At 65.9% G+C, this 20,789-nt stretch carries 21 protein-coding genes and 2 tRNA genes; 8 read left to right on the top strand and 15 right to left on the bottom strand.

The window, feature by feature from the left end; translation table 11 throughout:
* Positions 1-7 precede the first annotated feature (7 nt).
* The 4 genes from frr to rpsB form a co-directional block, all read right to left on the bottom strand.
* Positions 8-577, bottom strand: a complete 570-nt coding sequence (gene frr / locus AC1DSC_RS28465; RefSeq protein ID WP_012747710.1) for a ribosome recycling factor — start codon at positions 575-577, stop codon at positions 8-10.
* Positions 578-590: 13 nt separating this feature from the next.
* Positions 591-1,313 (bottom strand): UMP kinase, encoded by a 723-nt coding sequence (pyrH, locus tag AC1DSC_RS28460; protein WP_012747709.1) that lies wholly within the window; start codon positions 1,311-1,313, stop codon positions 591-593.
* Between the two features lie 102 nt (positions 1,314-1,415).
* A complete protein-coding gene (tsf, locus tag AC1DSC_RS28455; protein ID WP_012747708.1) occupies positions 1,416-2,339 on the bottom strand; it encodes a translation elongation factor Ts in 924 nt (307 codons plus the stop codon).
* Between the two features lie 80 nt (positions 2,340-2,419).
* Positions 2,420-3,172: a 30S ribosomal protein S2 gene (gene rpsB / locus AC1DSC_RS28450; RefSeq protein ID WP_012747707.1), complete on the bottom strand. Its 753-nt coding sequence runs from the start codon at positions 3,170-3,172 to the stop codon at positions 2,420-2,422.
* A 223-nt stretch (positions 3,173-3,395) separates the two neighbouring features.
* On the opposite strand from rpsB, the gene AC1DSC_RS28445 reads away from it, so the two are divergent.
* Genes AC1DSC_RS28445 through AC1DSC_RS28435 form a run of 3 tightly spaced genes read left to right on the top strand, consistent with a single transcriptional unit; the run spans position 3,396 to position 7,537 of the window.
* Positions 3,396-4,721 (top strand): amidase, encoded by a 1,326-nt coding sequence (locus AC1DSC_RS28445; RefSeq protein WP_012747706.1) that lies wholly within the window; start codon positions 3,396-3,398, stop codon positions 4,719-4,721.
* A 52-nt stretch (positions 4,722-4,773) separates the two neighbouring features.
* A complete protein-coding gene (locus tag AC1DSC_RS28440; RefSeq protein WP_012747705.1) occupies positions 4,774-6,027 on the top strand; it encodes a D-amino acid dehydrogenase in 1,254 nt (417 codons plus the stop codon).
* A gap of 49 nt (positions 6,028-6,076) precedes the next feature.
* Entirely contained in the window at positions 6,077-7,537 is a 1,461-nt protein-coding gene (locus tag AC1DSC_RS28435; RefSeq protein ID WP_012747704.1) for a bifunctional ADP-dependent NAD(P)H-hydrate dehydratase/NAD(P)H-hydrate epimerase, read from the top strand.
* Between the two features lie 6 nt (positions 7,538-7,543).
* Here AC1DSC_RS28435 and AC1DSC_RS28430 read toward each other — a convergent pair whose 3' ends face one another.
* Together AC1DSC_RS28430 and rnr are read right to left on the bottom strand one after the other, a co-directional pair.
* Positions 7,544-8,308, bottom strand: coding sequence for an SDR family oxidoreductase (locus AC1DSC_RS28430; protein ID WP_012747703.1), 765 nt, complete (start codon positions 8,306-8,308; stop codon positions 7,544-7,546).
* A gap of 58 nt (positions 8,309-8,366) precedes the next feature.
* Complete coding sequence (rnr, locus tag AC1DSC_RS28425; protein WP_049808409.1) at positions 8,367-10,634, bottom strand: ribonuclease R; 2,268 nt, start codon at positions 10,632-10,634, stop codon at positions 8,367-8,369.
* 80 nt (positions 10,635-10,714) lie between these two features.
* Here rnr and AC1DSC_RS28420 point away from each other — a divergent pair.
* From AC1DSC_RS28420 to AC1DSC_RS28405, 4 genes are all read left to right on the top strand, one after another.
* Positions 10,715-10,799 (top strand) — tRNA-Leu (locus AC1DSC_RS28420).
* A gap of 22 nt (positions 10,800-10,821) precedes the next feature.
* Positions 10,822-11,301 carry a hypothetical protein gene (locus AC1DSC_RS28415; RefSeq protein ID WP_167313229.1) on the top strand — a complete coding sequence of 160 codons (480 nt, stop codon included), beginning with the start codon at positions 10,822-10,824 and terminating at the stop codon, positions 11,299-11,301.
* 2 nt (positions 11,302-11,303) lie between these two features.
* Positions 11,304-11,696 (top strand): YkvA family protein, encoded by a 393-nt coding sequence (locus AC1DSC_RS28410; RefSeq protein ID WP_012747702.1) that lies wholly within the window; start codon positions 11,304-11,306, stop codon positions 11,694-11,696.
* Between the two features lie 80 nt (positions 11,697-11,776).
* On the top strand, positions 11,777-12,073 hold the full coding sequence (locus tag AC1DSC_RS28405; RefSeq protein ID WP_012747701.1) for a hypothetical protein: 297 nt from the start codon (positions 11,777-11,779) through the stop codon (positions 12,071-12,073).
* A gap of 269 nt (positions 12,074-12,342) precedes the next feature.
* On the opposite strand, the gene AC1DSC_RS28400 is transcribed toward AC1DSC_RS28405, so the two are convergent.
* The 7 genes from AC1DSC_RS28400 to AC1DSC_RS28370 all read right to left on the bottom strand — a co-directional run bounded on the left by AC1DSC_RS28400 (position 12,343) and on the right by AC1DSC_RS28370 (position 18,733).
* Complete coding sequence (locus tag AC1DSC_RS28400; protein WP_012747700.1) at positions 12,343-12,624, bottom strand: hypothetical protein; 282 nt, start codon at positions 12,622-12,624, stop codon at positions 12,343-12,345.
* Positions 12,625-12,776: 152 nt separating this feature from the next.
* On the bottom strand, positions 12,777-14,183 hold the full coding sequence (gene rimO, locus AC1DSC_RS28395) for a 30S ribosomal protein S12 methylthiotransferase RimO (RefSeq protein ID WP_012747699.1): 1,407 nt from the start codon (positions 14,181-14,183) through the stop codon (positions 12,777-12,779).
* Positions 14,184-14,224: 41 nt separating this feature from the next.
* The gene (gene phaR / locus AC1DSC_RS28390) at positions 14,225-14,785 is read right to left on the bottom strand and encodes a polyhydroxyalkanoate synthesis repressor PhaR (protein WP_018905029.1); all 561 of its coding nucleotides are present in this window, start codon (positions 14,783-14,785) and stop codon (positions 14,225-14,227) included.
* 72 nt (positions 14,786-14,857) lie between these two features.
* Complete coding sequence (locus AC1DSC_RS28385) at positions 14,858-15,226, bottom strand: hypothetical protein (RefSeq protein WP_244883808.1); 369 nt, start codon at positions 15,224-15,226, stop codon at positions 14,858-14,860.
* A 170-nt stretch (positions 15,227-15,396) separates the two neighbouring features.
* A tRNA-Val gene (locus AC1DSC_RS28380) sits at positions 15,397-15,473 on the bottom strand.
* A 49-nt stretch (positions 15,474-15,522) separates the two neighbouring features.
* Entirely contained in the window at positions 15,523-17,667 is a 2,145-nt protein-coding gene (locus AC1DSC_RS28375; RefSeq protein WP_230537838.1) for a RelA/SpoT family protein, read from the bottom strand.
* A gap of 106 nt (positions 17,668-17,773) precedes the next feature.
* The gene (locus AC1DSC_RS28370; protein WP_012747695.1) at positions 17,774-18,733 is read right to left on the bottom strand and encodes an alpha/beta fold hydrolase; all 960 of its coding nucleotides are present in this window, start codon (positions 18,731-18,733) and stop codon (positions 17,774-17,776) included.
* Between the two features lie 68 nt (positions 18,734-18,801).
* On the opposite strand from AC1DSC_RS28370, the gene AC1DSC_RS28365 reads away from it, so the two are divergent.
* Positions 18,802-19,572, top strand: a complete 771-nt coding sequence (locus AC1DSC_RS28365; RefSeq protein ID WP_012747694.1) for a 3-hydroxybutyrate dehydrogenase — start codon at positions 18,802-18,804, stop codon at positions 19,570-19,572.
* A 9-nt stretch (positions 19,573-19,581) separates the two neighbouring features.
* On the opposite strand, the gene AC1DSC_RS28360 is transcribed toward AC1DSC_RS28365, so the two are convergent.
* Positions 19,582-20,292 carry an SIMPL domain-containing protein gene (locus tag AC1DSC_RS28360; RefSeq protein WP_012747693.1) on the bottom strand — a complete coding sequence of 237 codons (711 nt, stop codon included), beginning with the start codon at positions 20,290-20,292 and terminating at the stop codon, positions 19,582-19,584.
* 60 nt (positions 20,293-20,352) lie between these two features.
* Positions 20,353-20,652, bottom strand: coding sequence for a hypothetical protein (locus tag AC1DSC_RS28355; protein ID WP_369664464.1), 300 nt, complete (start codon positions 20,650-20,652; stop codon positions 20,353-20,355).
* Between the last annotated feature and the right edge of the window lie 137 nt (positions 20,653-20,789).

Raw genomic sequence — 20,789 nt, 5'->3', positions numbered from 1 at the left:
CGCAGCCTCAAACGGCCATGATCTCCGCTTCCTTGGCCGCGACCAGGCGGTCGATTTCCGCGATGTGGCGGTCCGTGACCTTCTGGATCTCGGCTTCGGCGCGCTTCTGGTCGTCCTCGGAGGCGAGCTTTTCCTTCACCAGCTTCTTGACCGATTCGTTCGCATCGCGGCGCAGGTTGCGCGTGGCGATCTTGGCGCTTTCGCCTTCGTTGCGGACCAGCTTGGTCATTTCCTTGCGGCGCTCCTCGCTCATCGCGGGAAGCGGCACGCGGATCAGGTCGCCCATGGAGGCCGGGTTCAGGCCCAGGTCGCTTTCGCGGATGGCCTTCTCGATCTTGGCGCCCATGCCCTTTTCCCAGGGCTGCACGCTGATCGTGCGCGAGTCGAGCACCGACACATTGGCCACCTGGCTCAGCGGAACCTGCGAGCCGTAGTACTCGACGTGGATCGAGTCGAGCAGCGCCGAATTCGCACGGCCGGTACGGATCTTGGTGAGGTTGTTCTGGAACGCGGCAAGCGACTGATTCATCTTGGCATCGGTCGCACTGCGGATTTCTGCAATGGTGGGGGTCGTCATCTCAAATTACTCCTCAGGCATGCACCAGCGTGCCTTCGTCCTCGCCCATGACGACGCGCTTGAGCGCGCCGTTCTTGAAGATCGAGAACACCTTGATCGGCAGCTTCTGGTCGCGGCACAGCGCAAAGGCCGTGGCGTCCATGATGCCGAGATTCTGCGCGATTGCCTCGTCGAAAGTGAGCGTCGAATAGCGCGTTGCGTCCGGATGGGTCTTCGGATCGGCGGAATATACGCCGTCGACCTTGGTGGCCTTGAGCACCAGCTCGGCACCGATTTCGGCACCGCGCAGCGCGGCGGCCGTGTCGGTGGTGAAGAACGGATTGCCGGTGCCCGCGGCAAACACCACGACCTTGCCCTCTTCGAGGTACTGCAGCGCCTTGGGCCGCACGTAGGGCTCGACCACCTGCTCGATGGCGATGGCGGACATGACGCGCGCCACCAGCCCCTGCTTGTTCATGGCGTCGGCCAGGGCCAGCGAATTCATGACGGTGGCCAGCATGCCCATGTAGTCGGCCGTGGCGCGATCCATGCCCACCGAGCCTCCCGCAACGCCGCGGAAGATGTTGCCGCCGCCGATCACGACGGCGACTTCCACACCCATGTTCACCACTTCGGCCACCTCTTCGACCATGCGGACGATGGTGGCGCGGTTAATACCAAAGGCATCGTCTCCCATCAACGCCTCACCCGACAGCTTCAACAAGATTCGCTTGTGGGCTGGGCGGGGATCAGACATGGGCAATTTCCTTACTTGGGTTGGCGGGGGCGAGTGTAGAACGAGGCGGTGAAAAAGCGGCGGCACACACGCGTGCACCTCCGCTTTGGGGCGTAACAGTTTTTACGCGGCGGCCTTGGCGGCAGCCACCTGGGCTGCAACTTCGGCGGCAAAGTCGTCGACCTTCTTTTCGATGCCTTCGCCGACCACATACAGGGTGAAGCCCTTGATGCTGGTGTTGGCGGCCTTGAGCATCTGCTCGACGGTCTGCTTGTCGTTCTTCACGAACGGCTGGTTGTGCAGCGAGACTTCCTTGAGGTACTTCTGCACGCCGCCTTCGATGCGCTTGGCAACGATCTCGGCCGGCTGCGGCTTCTTGCCTTCGGCTTCGGCCGTCTTGCGGTCTTCCTCGGCCTTGCCGGCGGCCACTGCGCGCTCTTTTTCGATCAGGTCGGCAGGCACGTCCGATGCCTGGATGGCGACCGGCTTCATGGCGGCGATGTGCATCGCCACATCCTTGGCCGAGGTGTCGTCGCCTTCGAACTCGACCATCACGCCGATGCGCGTGCCGTGCAGGTACGAAGCCAGCTTGCCGTTGCCGGCAAAGTGCTTGAAGCGGCGGAAGCTCATGTTCTCGCCGATCTTGCCGATCAGGCCCTTGCGCACGTCCTCGAGCGTGGGGCCGAAGCCGTCCTGCTCATAGGGCAGCGCGCCGAGCGCGGCGATGTCCGCGGGGTTGTGCTTGGCGACCAGCATCGCGGCAGCGTTGGCCATGGCCAGGAAGCTGTCGTTCTTGGTGACGAAGTCGGTTTCGCAATTGATCTCGATCATGCCGCCGGCAGCGCCGTCGACGAACGCCGTGACCACGCCTTCGGCGGTGATGCGGCCCGATGCCTTGCCAGCCTTGTTGCCGAGCTTGATGCGCAGCAGCTCTTCGGCCTTTTCCATGTTGCCGTCGGCCTCGGTCAGGGCCTTCTTGCATTCCATCATCGGCGCGTCGGTCTTTGCGCGCAGTTCGCCGACCATGCTTGCGGTGATTGCAGCCATTGTTCTATCTCCGTGTCCAAAAAATCAGATTAAAAAAAAGGGGCACCAAGCCCCTTCTTCAGGCGCGTGAGAGCACTCGATCAGGCCGAGGCGCCCTCTTCGACTTCGACGAATTCATCGCTGCCTTCGGCAATGGCCTTGACCACGTCGCCGGTGGCGCTGTTGCGGCCTTCGATGATCGCGTCGGCGATGCCGCGGGCGTAGAGCGTGACGGCCTTCGACGAGTCGTCGTTGCCCGGGATCACGTAGTCGATGCCTTCGGGCGAGTGGTTGGAGTCGACCACGCCGATCAGCGGGATGCCCAGCTTCTTGGCTTCGGCCACGGCGATCTTGTGGAAGCCCACGTCGATCACGAAGATGGCGTCGGGCAGCGCGGTCATGTCCTGGATGCCGCCGATGTCTTTCTCGAGCTTCTCGATTTCACGGGTGAAGGTGAGCTGCTCTTTCTTGCTCAGGCTGTCGAGGCCGGCTTCCTGCTGGGCCTTCATGTCCTTCAGGCGCTTGATCGAGGTCTTGACCGTCTTGAAGTTGGTCAGCATGCCGCCGAGCCAGCGGGTGTCGACGAAAGGCACGCCGGCGCGGCGGGCTTCGGCAGCCACGATTTCACGGGCCTGGCGCTTGGTGCCGACCATCAGGATCGTGCCGCGGTTGGCGGTGAGCTGCTTGGCGTACTTCATCGCGTCCTGGAACATCGGGAGCGACTTTTCCAGGTTGATGATGTGAATCTTGTTGCGATGGCCGAAGATGAACGGGGCCATCTTGGGGTTCCAGAAGCGGGTTTGGTGACCGAAGTGGACACCGGCTTCCAGCATTTCGCGCATGGTGGTAGACATTGAAAATTACTCCAAAGGTTGGGTCTAAAATCCAGCCCGTTTTGTGCTTCCTTCGAATGGAATCACAACACCTTGATTGGGCCGGTTTGCGGATGTGTTTGGCTGGGTGCGACGAAAGCCGTCACATGTTCAGCGAAACCCAAAGAGTATAGCACGGCCCTCTCTCGCCCTTTCTCCTTGCCCCACCCCGGAACCGAGCCGTCCGCGCCCTCGCAGCCCACCCATGAACGACCTCCACGCCACCCGTCTGAATCTTCTGGCAGGTGGCACCGATGCATGCACCGAAACGGAGCGCGCCATCGGCATCGCCCAGTCCCCGGCCTGCCGCCACGTGTTCACCCGCACGCTGTTCGACGAAGCCCGCCGGCAGGTCGCCGGTTCGGCGCCGCAAAGCCGGCTCGCCGGGCTCGCCTTCACCGCCAAGGACCTGTTCGACATCGAGGGGCAGCCGACCCCGGCGGGCTCCATGGTGCTCTCGCATGCGCCGGCCGCCAAGGCCGATGCCGTGGCTGTGGCGCGACTGCGCGCCGCGGGCGGCGTGCTGGCGGGCCGCACCAACATGACGGAATTCGCCTTTTCCGGCGTGGGCGTCAACCCGCACCACGGCACGCCGGCCAACGCCAGCGATGCGACCACGCCGCGCATCCCGGGCGGTTCGTCCTCCGGCGCCGCCGTGTCGGTCGCCACCGGGGCGGCCTTCATCGGCCTGGGCTCCGACACCGGCGGCTCGATCCGCATTCCGGCCGCGCTGAACGGGATCGTGGGTTTCAAGAGCACCGCCCGGCTGGTGCCGGCCCAGGGCGCGCTGCCGCTGTCGACCACGCTCGACACCGTCTGCGCCATGACGCGCTCGGTGCGGGATGCCATCACCGCGCATGAAGTCCTCGCGGCACGCCGCGTGACCGCCGGTGCGGCCTTGCTGGGCGCATACCGGCTTGCCGTCGTGAAGAACGTGTTCCTGGACGGCATCGAGCCCGCGGTGGCCCGCGCCTTCGAAGATGCGCTGCAAACACTGCGCGATGGCGGTGCCCGGATCGAGGAAATCGAGCTGCCGGAACTCGCGCAGTTGCAGGCCATCAACGCCACGGGCGGTTTCTCGGCGGCCGAGTCCTACGCCTGGCACCGGCTGCTGCTCGAGCGCAGCGGCGCCGGCTACGATCCTCGCGTGGTGCAGCGCATCCTCAAGGGTGCCACCATGAAGGCGCACGAATACATCGATCTCGTGCACGCCCGCCATGACTGGATCACCCGCGTCGAGGCGGCGCTGTCGCCCTTCGATGCGGTGCTGTCGCCCACCGTGCCGATCACCGCGCCCGCCATTGCGAGCGTTGCGCCGGGCGCCGAGCGCGACGACGAATTCTTCCGCATCAATGCGCTCTTGCTGCGCAACCCGTCGATCGTCAACATGCTCGACGGCTGCGCCATCTCGCTGCCCTGCCATGCCGCCGGCGAACTGCCGGTGGGCCTGATGCTGTGGCATGCCGCGCTGCATGACGACGCCGTCCTGGCGGTCGCCCTGCAAGCAGAAAAAGCGCTGCAAAAACAATAGCCTCGCGCACCGATCGACGGGCGGCGGCCATCTCTTCTTACTCAAAAATTCAATGAAAATCGCGATCGTGGGCGCCGGCATCATCGGCGTCACAACCGCCTGGGAACTGGTTTCGGACGGCCATGAAGTTTCCGTGTTCGAGCGCCGCGGCGCCGCCGCCGAAGAATCCAGTTTTGCGAATGCGGGGGTGGTCGCGCCGGGCTACGTCACGCCCTGGGCGGCGCCGGGCATGCGCGCCAAGGTGCTGCGCTCGCTGCTGTCGCCGCACGGCGCCATCAAGCTGCGCTGGCCGCTCAATTCGCGCGACCTCGGCTGGATGTCGCGCTGGCAGAAGGCCTGCAAGCTCGAAACCTACCTGGCCAACCGCGCCCGCATGCAGCGCCTCGCGTTCTACAGCCGCACCCGGCTGCACGAAGTGACCGAAGCACGCGAACTGAGCTACGAACGCAGCGACGGCTACCTCGTGCTGCTGCGCTCCAAGCGCGAGAAAAAACTGGTCCAGCCGGGCCTCGAGGTGCTGCGCGCGACCGGCAGCGTCTTCAAGGAGGTCGATGCCGACGAGGCCCGCCGGATCGAACCCGCGCTCAACACCGACACGGAGCTCGCAGGCGCCATCCACCTGCCCGAGGACGAAGTGGCCAACTGCCGCCAGTTCGCGCTGCTTCTCAAGTGGGAAGCCGAAGCGCTCGGCGCCCAGTTCCATTTCAATTGCGACATCGCGCCGATCCACCGCGCGGCGCCCACCTCCATTTCGCTCGCGAGCGGCTCGCAGCCGCTGCGCTTCGATGCGGTGGTGGTGTGCGCCGGTCTTGCCTCGGCCACGCTGCTGCGGCCGCTCGGCTTGCGGATTCCGCTGGCGCCGGTGTACGGCCATTCGATCAGCGCGCCAATCCGCGAATCGCTCAACGCGCCGCGCAGCGCCGTGATGGACGAACGCTACAAGGTTGCGATCTCGCGCCTGGGCCAGCGCGTGCGCGTGGCCGGCGGCGCCGAGATCGGCGGCTCCCTGAGCTCCATGAATGCGTCCGCCGTGCAAACGCTCTACAAGGTGCTGCACGACTGGTTTCCGGGCGCCGCAACGCTGCAGTCGGGCGTGCAGCAATGGAAGGGCGCGCGCCCGATGCTGCCCGACGGTCCGCCGGTGCTTGGTGCCAGCGGCGTGCCGGGCGTCTGGCTCAATCTGGGCCACGGCTCGAGCGGATGGGCGCTGTCGTGCGGCAGCGCACGCGTGGTGGCCGACCTGATCGGCGGCCGCGACGCGGGCGTCGACCTCGAAGGCCTCGGCGTCGAGCGGCTCGTCCAGTAGGCACGACGGCGGCTGCGCAGCCGCAGCTTCAGGCGGGCAGAATCGGCCCATGCAACGCATCACGCCTGCCACCGCCTGCGGCCTGTTCGACATTGCGGCAACACGTCGCATCGAACAGAAAGCGGCCGCCGCCCTGCCTCCTCATGCGCTGATGCAGCGCGCGGGCCTGGCCGTGGCGCGCCTCGCGATGGCGCTGGCGCCGCATGCGCGGACGATCTGGATCGCCTGCGGACCGGGCAACAACGGCGGCGACGGCTTCGAAGCTGCTGCGCAGCTGCAGCAGCGCGGCTTCCTGCCGATCGTGACCTTCGCGGGCGATGAAAACCGGCTGCCGCCGGATGCCGGCGCCTCGCTGCAACGGGCCCGCGATGCCGGCGTGATCTTCGCGCCGGAGCCGCCTGCGGGCTGCGAGCTGGCGATCGACGCGCTGCTCGGCATCGGGTCGAGCCGACCGCCCGCGAATGCCATGGCCGATTGGTTGCGGCGGATGCATGCGATGGCCGCGCCGGTACTCAGCGTCGATGTGCCCTCCGGCCTGAATGCCGACACCGGCGTTTCGAGCGCCGCGCCTCATCCGGGTGCTCTTTCGTCCCGCTTCTGCCTGAGCTTCCTGACCCTCAAGCCCGGCCTGTTCACGGCGCAGGGCCGCGATGCGGCGGGCACGGTCTGGTTCGACGACCTGGGCTGCAGCAGCGCCGGTGAGCCGCCGGTCGCGCGCCTGGCGGGCGCACCGGCGGATACCCCGCGCAGCCACGCCTCGCACAAGGGCAGCTATGGCGATGTCGCGGTGATCGGCGGCGCATCCGGCATGGCGGGCGCCGCGCTGCTGGCCGGCTCCGCCGCGCTGCATGCGGGCGCGGGCCGCGTGTTCGTCGGCCTGCTCGACGCGAGCGCGGCCCCGGTCGACCTGGCGCAACCCGAGCTGATGCTGCGTGACGCCAGGTCGCTCGATCTCTCGGGCATGACGGCGGTCTGCGGATGCGGCGGCGGCACGGACATCCGCGCGGTGCTGCCGCGCGTGCTGGCGACGGCGGCCGCGCTGGTGCTCGACGCCGATGCATTGAACGCCATCGCAGTCGACGGCGCGCTGCAGGCCCAGTTGGCATCGCGTGCGCGGCGCGGCAGGCCGACGGTGATCACTCCGCATCCGCTCGAGGCCGCGCGTCTGCTGGACTGCGCGGCGGCCGACATCCAGGCCGACAGGCTCGCAGCCGCCCGCAAGCTCGCATCGCGCTACGGCGTGGTCGCCGTGCTCAAGGGATCGGGAACGGTGATTGCCGAAGGCGGCGGCACGCCGCCGGTGCTCAACCTGACCGGCAACGCGAAGCTCGCAACCGCCGGCACCGGCGACGTGCTCGCGGGAATGATCGGCGCCGCACTGGCGGCGCAGCGGCCGCCGTTCGAGGCGGCGCGCGAAGCCGTCTGGCGCCACGGCCGCATGGCCGACGCCTGGCCGGCCGGCGCGCCGCCGCTGACGGCCGGCGCACTGGCGCGCCAGGCGCCCTGCTGACGGGTTCTAGCCGCGCCCGACGAAGGGCATCTTCGTCGCCATGACCGTATGGAACAGCACGTTGGCCTCCAGTGGCAGGTTCGCCATGTAGAGCACCGACTGGCCCACGATCTTCACGTCCATCAGCGGCTCGATCGCGAGCTCGCCGTTGGCTTGCGGCACGCCCTTGGCCATGCGCGCGGCCAGTTCCGTCATGGCGTTGCCCACGTCGATCTGGCCGACCGCGATGTCGTACTTGCGCCCGTCGAGCGAAGCGGTCTTGGTGAGGCCCTCGACCGCATGCTTGGTCGCGGTGTAGGCCGCGGAATTGGGCCGCGGCGCGGTGGCCGAGATGGAGCCGTTGTTGATGATGCGGCCGCCGCGCGGCGTTTGCGCCTTCATCGTGCGGAACGCCTGCTGGATGCAGAAGAACATGCCGCTCAGGTTGATGTCGACCACGCCGCGCCACTGCTCGGGCGTCCAGTCTTCGAACGGCCCCGGCGGATTGCCCACGCCGGCGTTGTTGAACAGCAGGTCGACCCGGCCGAAGCGCTCCACCGCGGCGGCGAACAGCGCCTGCACCGATTGCGCATTGGCCACGTCGGTGGGCACTGCGAAGGCGCGCGCACCGGCGCCGGACTCTTCCGCCACCTGTTCCAGCGGCTCGAGGCGGCGCCCCGCCAGGGTCACGCTCCAGCCGTCGGCCAGCAGCGCCAGCGCCGCAGCGCGGCCGATGCCGGTGCCGGCGCCCGTGACGATCGCAATGCGGCCCTTGTTGTTTTCCACGCTCATGCTCGTTGTCTCCTTCTCGGTTTGTCTGTATGGATGGGATGCAATGCTGCGGCGCGCATCATGCGCGCCGCGGCTTGCGGCCCTTCATCTTGTTGGCGGCCTTCTTGACGGCCGACTTGAAAGCCTGCATTGCCGACTGGGGGCCCGCCGCCGCGACGGTCGCGCTGCGCTCGACGCGCTGCTCGGACACGGCTTCGGCCTTGTGGCGCGAACTGCGCTTGGCCGATGCCTTGACCGGCACGCCGGCCGGGGCTGCGCCCTTGTCCTTCATGGCGCGCGTGGTGAGGTCTTCGCCCTCGCGCACCAGGCGGAAATCGATCTTGCGCCCGTCCAGGTCGACACGGCTCACCTGCACCCGCACGCGGGTGCCGATGGCGTAGCGAATGCCGGTGCGCTCGCCGCGCAGTTCCTGGCGCATCTCGTCGAACTTGAAGTATTCGCCGCCGAGTTCGGTGATGTGCACCAGCCCCTCGACGTACATCGCATCGAGCGTCACGAAGATGCCGAATGTGGTGGCCGCGGTGACGACGCCGCCGTACTCTTCGCCAAGGTGCTCGCGCATGTACTTGCACTTGAGCCAGGCTTCGACGTCGCGGCTGGCTTCGTCGGCGCGGCGCTCGTTGGCGCTGCAATGCAGGCCGGCCGCTTCCCAGGCCAGCACTTCCTTGGTCGGCGCGACGGTGGCTTTCTGCGGCTTGGTGGTCGGCGCCTTCACGCGCGAAGCCAGCCGCTTGGCGAGCTTGGCATGCGCCTCGCCCGGCGTCGGCAGCATCGGCAGCTGGTAGCGCGTCTTGCCAAGAATGGCCTTGATCACGCGGTGCACCAGCAGGTCGGGGTAGCGCCGGATCGGGCTCGTGAAGTGCGTGTAGGCCTCGTACGCCAGGCCGAAATGGCCGCTGTTGATGGGCGTGTAGATCGCCTGCTGCATCGAGCGCAGCAGCATGGTGTGGATCTGCTGCGCGTCGGGGCGCTCCTTGGTGGCTTCGGCAATCGCCTGGAACTCGCCGGGACGCGGATCGTCGGTGATGCTCAAGCCCACGCCCATGGCCTTCAGGTAGCCGCGCAGGATTTCCTTCTTCTCGGGCGTCGGGCCTTCGTGCACGCGGAACAGGCCCGGGTGCTTGCCTTCGGCGATGAAGTCGGCGCTGCACACGTTGGCCGCGAGCATGGCTTCTTCGATGAGGCGGTGCGCCTCGTTGCGCGTGCGGGGCACGATCTTCTCGATGCGGCCCGCGTCGTCGCAGATGATCTGCGTCTCGGTGGTTTCGAAGTCGACCGCGCCGCGCTTGCCGCGCTGCTTGAGCAGCGCCTTGTAGACGTCGGCCAGGTTCAGCAGGTCCTTGACGCGGTCCTTGCGCTTGGCAGCCTCGGGGCCGCGCGTGTTGCCAAGAATGGCGGCCACTTCGGTGTACGTGAAGCGCGCATGGCTGAACATCACGGCCGGGTAGAACTGGTAGGCGTAGATCTCGCCGTCGGCGGCCACGAGCATGTCGCACACCATGCACAGGCGCTCGACCTCGGGGTTGAGCGAGCACAGGCCGTTCGAGAGCTTCTCGGGCAGCATCGGAATCACGCGGCGCGGAAAGTAGACGCTGGTCGCGCGGTCGTAGGCATCGATGTCGATGGCCGAGCCGGTCTGCACATAGGCGCTGACGTCGGCAATGGCCACCAGCAGGCGCCACCCCTTGCCGCGGCCGACCTTGGCGGGCTCGCAGTACACGGCGTCGTCGAAGTCGCGCGCGTCCTCGCCGTCGATGGTGACCAGCGGAACGTCGGTCAGGTCGATGCGCCCCTTCTTGTCGGCGGGGCGAACCTTCTCGGGCAGCGCCTTGGCTTCGGCGAGGCAGGCCTCGGAAAACTCGTGCGGCACGCCGTACTTGCGCACCGCAATCTCGATCTCCATGCCGGGGTCGTCGATCTCGCCCAGCACTTCCTTCACGCGCCCGACCGGCTGGCCGAACAGCGCCGGCGGCTCGGTGAGCTGCACCACGACCACCTGCCCCACCTTGGCGGGGCCGGTGGCGCCCTTTGGAATCAGGACGTCCTGTCCGTAGCGCTTGTCTTCGGGCGCGACGAGCCAGACGCCGCCTTCATGCAGCAGGCGGCCGATGATCGGCTGCTCGGGGCGCTCGACGATTTCGACCACCCGCCCCTCGGGACGTCCGCGCCGATCCTGCCGCACCACGCGCGCCTTGACACGGTCCTTGTGCAGCACTGCACGCATCTCGTTCGGGGGCAGATAGATGTCGGCTTCGCCGTCGTCGCGCTGCACGAAACCGTGTCCGTCGCGATGCCCTTGAACAGTTCCTTCAAATTCATCCAGCAGACCGCTGGAAGTGCCATTATTTTTGATATGATTCTCTCTTTCCTGAAATTCAAAACATAACTGCTTCGGCAGCTATGTGGGCCCAGATGGCGGAATTGGTAGACGCACTAGTTTCAGGTACTAGCGAGTAACATCGTGGAGGTTCGAGTCCTCTTCTGGGCACCACCCCTACCAAGCTGAAACCCCTGTGAATCATCGATTTACAGGGGTTTTTTCTTTTCCCTGGGAACATGATCGAGGGATGTTCTCCCTCACGGATGCCGATCGCGGCCAAGCTTGGCCGCACCGACGGTTGTGTGCCGCGTTCGCGCACGGCGTCGTGATCCTGAAGCGGAACATTCTGCGAAGCGCTTGTCGGCGGCACGGATTCGAACAAATGGAACGGGCTTCGTCTCATGGAATGATGCAGCAACCCGCTCCTGAAGAAGCGGCTTTCCACCATTCTGACGCAGTACATCGACGAATGATCGCGCAGAGTCTCGAGAAGCAGAGCAACCGAATCAATAACACCGTGTTGGCAGTAGAGGTGAACCGCACAACCCAAGCCGATGAGCGCGGTATGGGCTCGCAGCAGTGGATCGCCGGCGGATCTGCGTGGGTTGCGACGGCTTTGAAGCCGAGGTGCACCTTAACACGCGAAGCAATGCACCGGTTCGACAGCGTGTGAGCATGGCCATTTTCCAACGCATCAGGCAATGGGCGTCGCGCATCAAGCGCGATGGCGTGACCCTGTGGTTCGCCTACCGCCATCCGGGCACGCCCTGGTTCGCCAAGCTGCTCGCGGCCTTCGTCGTCGCCTATGCGCTGAGCCCGATCGACCTCATCCCGGATTTCATTCCCGTTCTGGGCTACCTCGACGACGCCTTGCTGCTGCCCGGCCTGATCTGGCTGAACATCCGGCTCATTCCGGCCGATGTACTCGAGGAATGCCGCCAGCGCGCCGACCTGTGGATGAAGGAGCAGGGCGCGAAGCCCCGAAGCATTGCGGGGGCCGTGCTCGTCCTGGCGGTCTGGATCGGTGCTGGTGCTGCGCTCTGGGCCTGGTTCGGCAGGCAAAAGTAGGCCGTCAATGGCGGCAACAACTCTCGACATCGTGAATTTTACTGTATATTTGTACAGTCTTTTCACAAAGGATAACCGCCATGTCGAGATCCGAACCCATCACCTCCCCTGCTCGCAACCATGCGCTGGCCGAAGCACTGGCATGGATTTCAAAGTTCGCACATGCATGGAAGGCCATCGAGCCGGCACCTCATTCGCTGAGCATCGATGGATTCATCATCTGGGGCCCTGTGCTCTATGAGAAACACCGCAACGAGGACCCCGTGGAACTCGCGGCACGGCTGTACGGCCAGTCGGGCGAGTATTCCAGGTACCTGTATCCAGGCCATCCGCCCAAGAGCAAGGATGCACTGCCGACTTTCGGCTCCGACGTGTAGCAAAAGTCACACTTTCACGTCAAAAACGATTCAAAAGGTAACTTGAATGCGTACACAAGGTTACGTTTGATTTGAAAATATCAAATTTAGCGGAGACCATTGTGATCACAGCATTCACCTTGTTAGTCGGCATGTTCCTCGGGGCGTTGTTCATGAGCCTCCTGGTCGTTTCTCGCTCGGATGACTGAGAAGAAGAACGGCCGGGCCCTTGCAGCCCTGTCCATGCCCATCGAAAAGCCCGCTCGCAGCGGGCTTTTCCTTTTCTTGAACTACGTCAGCAGGTTCGACTTGGGCCTGCGATTGCTCTCGATCGAATAGATCGCCGGCTTGTCCTGCTCGGTCTTCGTAGCCGCCGCCTCGCTGCTGGGAGCTGGTAGCGGATAGACCTCGCCGGAAAGGCGCTTCACACGCTCCGCATACATCTTGGCCAGGGCCGCGTGATGCTCCGCTGCAGCCTGGTGCTCGAGACGCGCCATCTGGGCTTCGTGAAGCAGCGTGGCAGCCCTTTTGAGATGAAGGCTGGATCCGGATTGAAAGAGCTGGAAGAACATGGGACCTCCTGGAGAACACAAGCCGCCACGTTCAAATGCCCGGGTGCATGCGTCTGTAGGCGTACAACTTTTTCGCCTGTCGCTCAGTCCGTGGTTCGCAAGTCGGCGATCGCCGCCTTGCTCTCTCTTGCTCTCGCCAGGATGGCGACGGTTCAGATCGGCAGCGCGATCAGGTCGTGGCCCTCGGCGCCCACGATGCGGGCCCGCGTGAATTCACCCACCTTGAGCGTCTTGCTGATCTTCTCGGGCGGCAGCAGGCGCACGGTGCCGTCGATCTCGGGGGCGTCGGCGTAGGTGCGGCCCACGCCGCCCTTGCGCCCCATGCCGGGTGCCGAGTCCACCAGCACCTGCATGGTTGCACCGATGCGCTGGCGCAGCTTGGCGATCGACACCGCTTCGGCCACTTCCATGAAGCGGGCGCGGCGCGCTTCACGCTCCGCCGGCGGCAGCATGCCGGGGATGTCGTTGGCGGTGGCGCCTGCCACAGGGCTGTAGGCGAAGCATCCGGCGCGGTCGATCTGCGCCTCGCGGATGAAGTCGAGCAAGTGCTCGAACTCCTGCTCGGTTTCGCCAGGGAAGCCCGCGATGAAGGTGCTGCGGATCACCAGCTCGGGGCAGACCTCGCGCCACCGCGCCAGGCGCTCCAGGTTCTTCTCGCCGCTGGCCGGCCGCTTCATGCGCTTGAGCACGTCGGGGTGGCTGTGCTGCAGCGGCACATCGAGGTAAGGCAGCACCTGGCCGCTGGCCATCAGCGGAATGATCTCGTCCACGCTCGGATACGGATACACATAGTGGAGCCGGACCCAGGCGCCATAAGGCTCGGCAATTTCGCCCAGCGTGCGCACCAGTTCGAGCATGCGCGTCTTGACCGGCTTGCCGTCCCAGAAGCCGGTGCGGTACTTGACGTCCACGCCATAGGCCGAGGTGTCCTGGCTGATCACCAGCAGTTCCTTCACGCCGCCTTCGAACAGGGCCTTGGCCTCGCCGAGCACGTCGCCGACCGGCCGCGACACCAGGTCGCCGCGCATCGAGGGAATGATGCAGAAGGTGCAGCGGTGGTTGCAGCCTTCGCTGATCTTCAGATAGGCATAGTGCCGCGGCGTGAGCTTGAGGCCCGCGATGCCGAAGGTGTTGGGCACCAGGTCGACGAACGGGTCGTGCGGCTTCGGCAGGTTGGCGTGGACCGCGTCCATCACTTCCTGCGTGGCATGCGGACCGGTCACGGCCAGCACGCTCGGATGCATTTGCCGCACCAGGTTGCCGCCCTGGTCGCCGGTCTTGGCGCCCAGGCAGCCCGTGACGATCACGCGGCCGTTTTCCGCCAGCGCCTCGCCGATGGTGTCCAGGCTTTCCTTCACGGCATCGTCGATGAAGCCGCAGGTGTTGACGATCACCAGGTCGGCGCCCTCGAAGGTCTTGGCCGTTTGGTAGCCCTCGGCGCTCAGCTGGGTCAGGATCAGTTCGGAATCGGTCAGGGCCTTGGGGCAGCCCAGGCTCACAAAGCCGACTTTGGGGGCGGCCGTCGTGGCGGCACGTTCGGGGGAGGCAACTTCGCTCATATATGCCCCTATTGTCCCAGCTATCGGCCGCGGACGGGATTTCAGGGGCGTTTGATGCCGAATGCGCCCAGGACCTGCTCGGTATTTTTCTGCATCTGCTCCTGCATCTGCAGGAACACGTTCTTGGACTGCTCGACGTAGTTGCCCATGAGTCCCTGGAGCATGGGCGACTGCATGGTCATGAAGCGCGACCACATCTCGGGCGTGAGGCCTTCGGCCTTTTCGGTGAGCTGGGCCTGTACCTCGGTCATGGCCTGGATGTTCTTCTCGAGATAGGGACCCATGTAGCCCTGCATCGCCTGACCGTAGAAGCGGATGATGTTGGCCAGCACCTGCTCGGTGAACATGGGCGCACCGCCCGCCTCTTCCTCGAGGATGATCTGCAGCAGGATGCTGCGCGTGAGGTCGTCGCCGGTCTTGGCATCGCGCACCACGAACTGGGCATTCTGTATGACCAGCTGCTTCACCTCGGTGAGCGTGATGTACGTGGATGTCTCGGTGTCGTAGAGCCTTCGGTTGGGGTACTTCTTGATTACACGTTGCACCGGCTTGACCCCGGACTTCTTGCTCTGCACTGCGGACTCCTTCACATGGATGCCCATGTCATCCGATGATTCTAGGTAGCGGTTTTGCTGCATCGCGACAAGGTTTACCCTGACCGTGCCTGCGCCGCTTCAACCGAGCGTTGTCGCGTACTCGGCGCTGCAGGCGCTGCAGGTGGCGGTCTCGGGGCGTTCTTCGGTGGCTTCCCTGAAACGCAGCGGACTCTTGTGGCCATAGACCACCCAGCAGCGCGGACAGTGCTCCTGGCCTGCCGTGGGCAAGTAGGCGCGCGAGCGCTGCTCGGCGCGCTCCTGCGTCACGGGCGTGCCCTGCCGGATGGCGCGGGCTATTTCGCGTGCCGCCATGGTGTCGGTGCGGCCGCTTGCGTGGTCGTTGATGCCATAGACCGCGCGCGCAAATTCGATGGGAGCCTGCCTGAGCAATGCGGCCAGGCGCATGTCGGCATGAGCCCGATCAACCAGCGTTGATCGCGTATTCATCAGATCGCTTGTCAAGAAATTTGAAAAAGGTTTGCAGAGCGGCCAAGGTAGCACAACAACATGGCCATGGTCTTTGTCTGCTTCACCGCTAGGACGATTGGATCACCGGGGAACCCGGTGAAAGCTCTGTTCGACAGACCCGGTGGTTGGCCGGAAGTCGAAACAGAAATTGGTAGGCGCGATTGGACTCGAACCAACGACCCCCACCATGTCAAGGTGGTGCTCTAACCAGCTGAGCTACGCGCCTAAGGATGTGTCCGAGAAGCAGCTATTGTAGCAGGAGAAAACGCGCTTTTTCAGCGCCGACGTGCAGATCGCACACCGGCAACCGCCGTCACCACGCCCAGCACCTGCGTGAGCCGCGCCGCATCGGAGATTTCCACGGTGAAGGTCATCCATGCCGTGCCCTTGACCGATTGGGTCTGCACGCCGATCACGTTCATCTTCTCGCGTGCGAACACATCGGAGATGTCGCGCAGCAGGCCCTGGCGGTCGGCCGCCTCGACGGACACGTCGACTGCATAGACCGGCGCTTCGCCGCCCTTCGCGGCGCCCCATTCGACATCGATCACGCGCTCGCTGTCGCGCGAGGCCATCATGCGGAAGTTGCTGCAGTCGACGCGGTGCACGCTCACGCCGTGGCCGCGCGTCACGAAGCCGCGGATGGCATCGGGCGGCGCGGGCTTGCAGCACTTGGCGAGCTGCGTCATCAGCGAAGACACGCCCACCACCAGCACACCGCCCTTGCCGGACTTCTCGCTCGCGCGCGGCTTCTTGATCTGCACGCCGTCGTCGGGGTTGGGCGCGGGCTCGGGCGGACGCAGCAGCACCTCGATGTTGCGCAGCGAGAACTCGTCCTTGCCGACCACTTCGAACAAGTGGTCCGCCGACTTGAAGCCCAGCTGAGAAGCCAGGTCCTCGAGGCGCGTGGAGGTCTTGCCTTCGCGCTGCAGCAGCTTCTCGACCGCCTCGCGCCCGCGCGCCACGGTTTCGTGCGTGATCTGCGCGTTGAACCATGCGCGCACCTTGGCGCGCGCGCGGTGGCTTGCAAGGTAGCCGAGCTCGGCATTGAGCCAGTCGCGCGAAGGCCCGCCCTCCTTGGCCGCGATGATCTCCACCGTCTGGCCGTTCGACAGCGGCGTGTTGAGCGGCACCATGGCCCCATCGACGCGCGCTCCGCGGCAGCGGTGGCCCAGCGTGGTGTGCACGGTGTAGGCAAAGTCGACCGGCGTTGCGCCCTGCGGCAGTTCGACGATGGCCGCGTCGGGCGTGAGCACGTAGATGCGGTCGTCGAAAAGCCCCTGGCCCTGCGAGCCGCCCGAAAGGTCGCGCTCCCATGCCAGCAGTTGCCGCAGCACGGCGATCTTCGCGTCGTATTCGCCGCTCGCCCACACGCCCGCATAGCCCTTGTGCCCGGCCTCCTTGTAGGCCCAGTGCGCCGCCACGCCGTGCTCGGCATGGTCGTGCATTTCTTCGGTGCGGATCTGGATCTCGATCGGCTTGCCGGGCTTGCCGTCGACCATCTCGCGCACCACTGTGTGCAGCGACTGGTAGCCGTTGGGCTTGGGCCGCGCGATGTAGTCGTCGAACTCTTCGTCGATCGGCAGGAAGTGCGAGTGCACCCAGGCCAGCGCCGCGTAGCAGTCCTTCACGTCGGGCACCACCACGCGCAGCGCGAGGATGTCGAACACCTGCGCAAAGTCGAGCGACTTGCCGCGCATCTTCTTGACGATGCTGTAGATGTTCTTGGGCCGCCCCTGCACCGTGGCGCGCACGCCCTCGGCCTGCAGCTCGCGTTCGAGCTGTGAGCGCAGCTGCTCGACGTGGCCTTCGCGCTCGACACGCTTCTCGTCGAGCAGGCGCGCAATCAGCTTGTAGGTCTCGGGCTCCAGGAAGCGGAACGAGAGGTCTTCGATCTCCCACTTCACCTGCCAGATGCCGAGCCGGTTGGCGAGCGGCGCGAACACCTGCAGCGACTCGCGCGCCACGCTTTCGGGCGCCGGCTGCTTGCTGGCGGCGGCGTGCCGCAGGGTCTGCAGCCGCGATGCGAGGCGCAGCATGACCACGCGCAGGTCGCGCGAGAACGCGAGCAGCATCTTGCGCACGTTCTCGGTCTGCGCACCCGCTGCGCCTTCGGCCAGGTGATGGCCCTGCGAAGCCGAGCGGGCCTGCTCCTGCACGCGCACCAGCTTGGTGGTTTCGACCGCCAGCGCCGCGAAGTTGTCGCCGAACACCTTGGCGATCACCTCCTGCGGGCGGTTGAGGTGCTGGCAGGCGTAGACCAGGTAGCTCGCAGCCTGCATGGCCTCGGAGCCACCCATCTTGGCGACGATGGCGGCGACGGCATCGGCATGCGCCAGCGTGTTCTCGCCGGTGTCGAGCTTTTCGTCGGCGATCAGCGGCTCGGCGAAAGCGCGTGCACGGGCGAGCATGTTCTCCATGACCGGCGTGCGGTCGGCCGTGGCAGCGGACAAGGGATAGTCCACCACCGCCGTATCGGAGGCGTGCGCCGTTTGAAGACTCGAAGACTCGCGCTTCACGTTGGCCTCAATCGAACAGGAAGTTGGTGACGGCGCCCACCTGCACGGGGTCGACGAAGGTGGGCGCATGGCCCACGCCTTCGAACTCGACCAGCGCCGCGCGCGGACCGCGCTGCGTCATGGCCAGGGCCGTTTCGCGCGAGAGCAGGTCCGACTGCGCGCCGCGCGTCACGAGCGTGCGCGCATCGATGGCGTCGTAGAGGCTCCACATCACGGCACCGCCCTGGACCGCAGCCTCGGGCGTGATGGCGCGCAGCGCAACGGCAATGGCCGGGTCGTAGTGAAGCAGCCAGGGACCGGCTGCGTCGCCATGGGATTCGCTGGCCTCCACCTTGCCGGCGCCATCGGGCGTGCGCTGCGACGCAGGCACCACCATGTGCTGCGACAGCGAAAGCCACTGGTCCGGTGTATGGGGGCCGAAGCTGGTCGAGATCGTCCACATGGCATCGGCCGCCGATTGCACGCTGTCGTAGCGGCCGCCCTGCCCCACGTAGGCGCCAATGCGCTGCAGCGCGGCGGCCTCGATCGTCGGGCCCACGTCGTTCACGACGAAGCGGCGGATCGGCCGGGCCAGCGGCAGCTGCTTGTGCCCCGCCAGCACGAAGCCGATCAGCCCGCCCATGCTGGTGCCCAGGTAGTCGAGCGTGTTGATCGGTCGTTCGCGGTGCAGCTGCGCAACCAGCGCCAGCATGTCGGCCGCATAGACCGGCACCTGGTAGAGGGCCGGGTCGCGCAGCCAGTCGCTCTGGCCGCGCCCCGCCACGTCGGGGCAGACCACGCGCACGTCGCCGGCGGCGCGTGCCACGAGGGCCTCGGCGAGCACGTCGAAGTCGCGTCCCTGCCGCGTGAGGCCGTGCACGCAGACCACCACGCGCGCACTGCGCGCGTCGCCCCATTGCCAGTAGGCCATGCGGTGACCGCCCTGGGCGTCATCGCACGCCACGTAATGAAGCGTCGGTTCTGTCATGAAAACGAAGTCGTCCTGGTGCGGATAATGGTCTCGTCGCATCCTAATTCATCCGGAGATTGATCTTCATGCTCAAACGCAAAACCGCGCTTGTCACGGGGTCCACCAGCGGCATTGGCTTGGCCATTGCCAAGTCGCTTGCACAACAAGGCGCAAACATCGTGCTCAACGGTTTCGGCGACGCCGAAACCCCCAAGTCCCAGATCGAGGCGCTCGGCGTGCGCGCCGAATACCACGGCGCCGACATGAGCCAGCCCGCTCAGATCGAGGACATGATGAAGTTCGCCGCGTCCAGATTCGGGCGCGTCGACATCCTCGTGAACAACGCCGGCATCCAGCACGTGGCAAAGGTCGAGGACTTCCCGCCGGAACGCTGGGACGCCATCATCGCCATCAACCTCACGAGCGCATTCCACACGACCCGGCTCGCCATACCCGCGATGCGCGAGGCCAACTGGGGCCGCATCATCAACGTGGCATCGGCCCACGGCCTGGTGGCCTCGGCGCAGAAGTCGGCCTACGTGGCGGCCAAGCACGGCATCGTGGGCTTCACCAAGTCGGTGGCGCTCGAAACCGCAACCACCGGCATCACGAGCAATGCAATCTGCCCAGGCTGGGTGCTGACGCAGCTGGTGCAAAAGCAGATCGACGACCGCGCGGCGCGCGAAGGCATCTCGGCCACGCAGGCGCAGAACGAGCTGCTCGGGGAAAAGCAGCCTTCGCTGCAGTTCACCACGGTCGAGCAGCTCGGCGGCCTGGCGGTGTTCCTGTGCTCGCCGGCCGCCGACCAGGTGCGCGGCGTCGCCTGGCAGATGGACGGCGGCTGGACCGCTCAATAAGAGAAGAAGCTATTTGAGCTGCACCGATCCCGAGACGTTGACGACCACGCTGGCCTTGCCGGCTTCCACCGGCACCGGCGCATCGGCCGCAAAGGACTTGGCCGCCGCCGCCATGACGCGCGGCCGGATCGGGCCGCTGTCGTTCGCGTTCACCGAGACTTCGCGCAGCGTGTAGCCGCCGAAGCCGAAGCCCTTGGCCAGTTCGGTGGCCTTCTGCTTGAAGTTCTCGATGGCGATGGTCTGGGCCTCGGTCTCGCTCTTGGCGCGCTGCTCGCGGCTGAGCGCGAAGCCCACGTTGCCGACGTTCAGCGTGGTGATGCGGCCTGCGGTCTGCGTGATGCGCGCGAAGTCGCGGCCCTCGAGCACCATTTCGGCGGAGCCCTGCCAGCCGTTGATCTTGCCTTCGCGGGTGTAGCGCGGCGACAGGCTGAAATTGCCGGTGCGCACGTCGAGCTGGCCGCGCTGGGCGTTTTTCTTGGCCTCGGCCAGGGCCGCGTCCACCGCGGCCTTGAGCTGCGACTGGACCGTGGCGGCATCGGCTGCGTCGCGCGTGGTGGTGAGCGTCATGCTGAGCATGTCCTGCTGCACTTCCACTGTGCCGGAGGCCGTGAGCTGCAGCACGTTCTGCGGCGGCGGGACCATGTTCTGGGCCATGGCGGTGCCGGCGGTGCCAGCCGCAGCCAGTGCGGCAAAGGCGGCGATCAAACTGATTTTTTTCAAGACGAGCTAACTCCCCTGGGTTGGTATTCGAGAACGCGAGAGCACACAGCCCTCGCCGCTTCAGCGGCGCTGGCTGCGGGGCAAGGTCAGGGCGCGCGCGGCCGACATCGGCTCCGGCACCATTCGCTCGGCCGGCTGCGATTCTGCCGAATTCAGCACGTGGGGTGTGCCGGGCGGCGTCCATTGCCTTCGCACCTGCTGGCGCAGTTCGAAGAGTTCGGCCGCCGTGAGGCGCCTGCCGGCCACGGCCTCCTCCCGCCGGATTTCGTCGCGCTGCGCGGCACGGTGGGCCGCTACCGCCTCGCGTACCTCGCTGCGGCGCGAATCACCGACCCTGAGAAACTCGCCGGCGTTTGCCAAGGCAGGGCCGCAGCTGCAAGCAACTAGGATCGGCAGGACGGGAAGAAGGGTTCTCATTGAACAAAAGTCATAGCACTGGGCGGACTTTGCCACCGCCGGGCGAACGTCGGATGACTAGACAGCGAGCGACCGCAAGT

It is taken from the genome of Variovorax sp. 01N425 (assembly GCF_056399465.1).
This window is presented reverse-complemented; position numbering and strand designations above follow the sequence as displayed.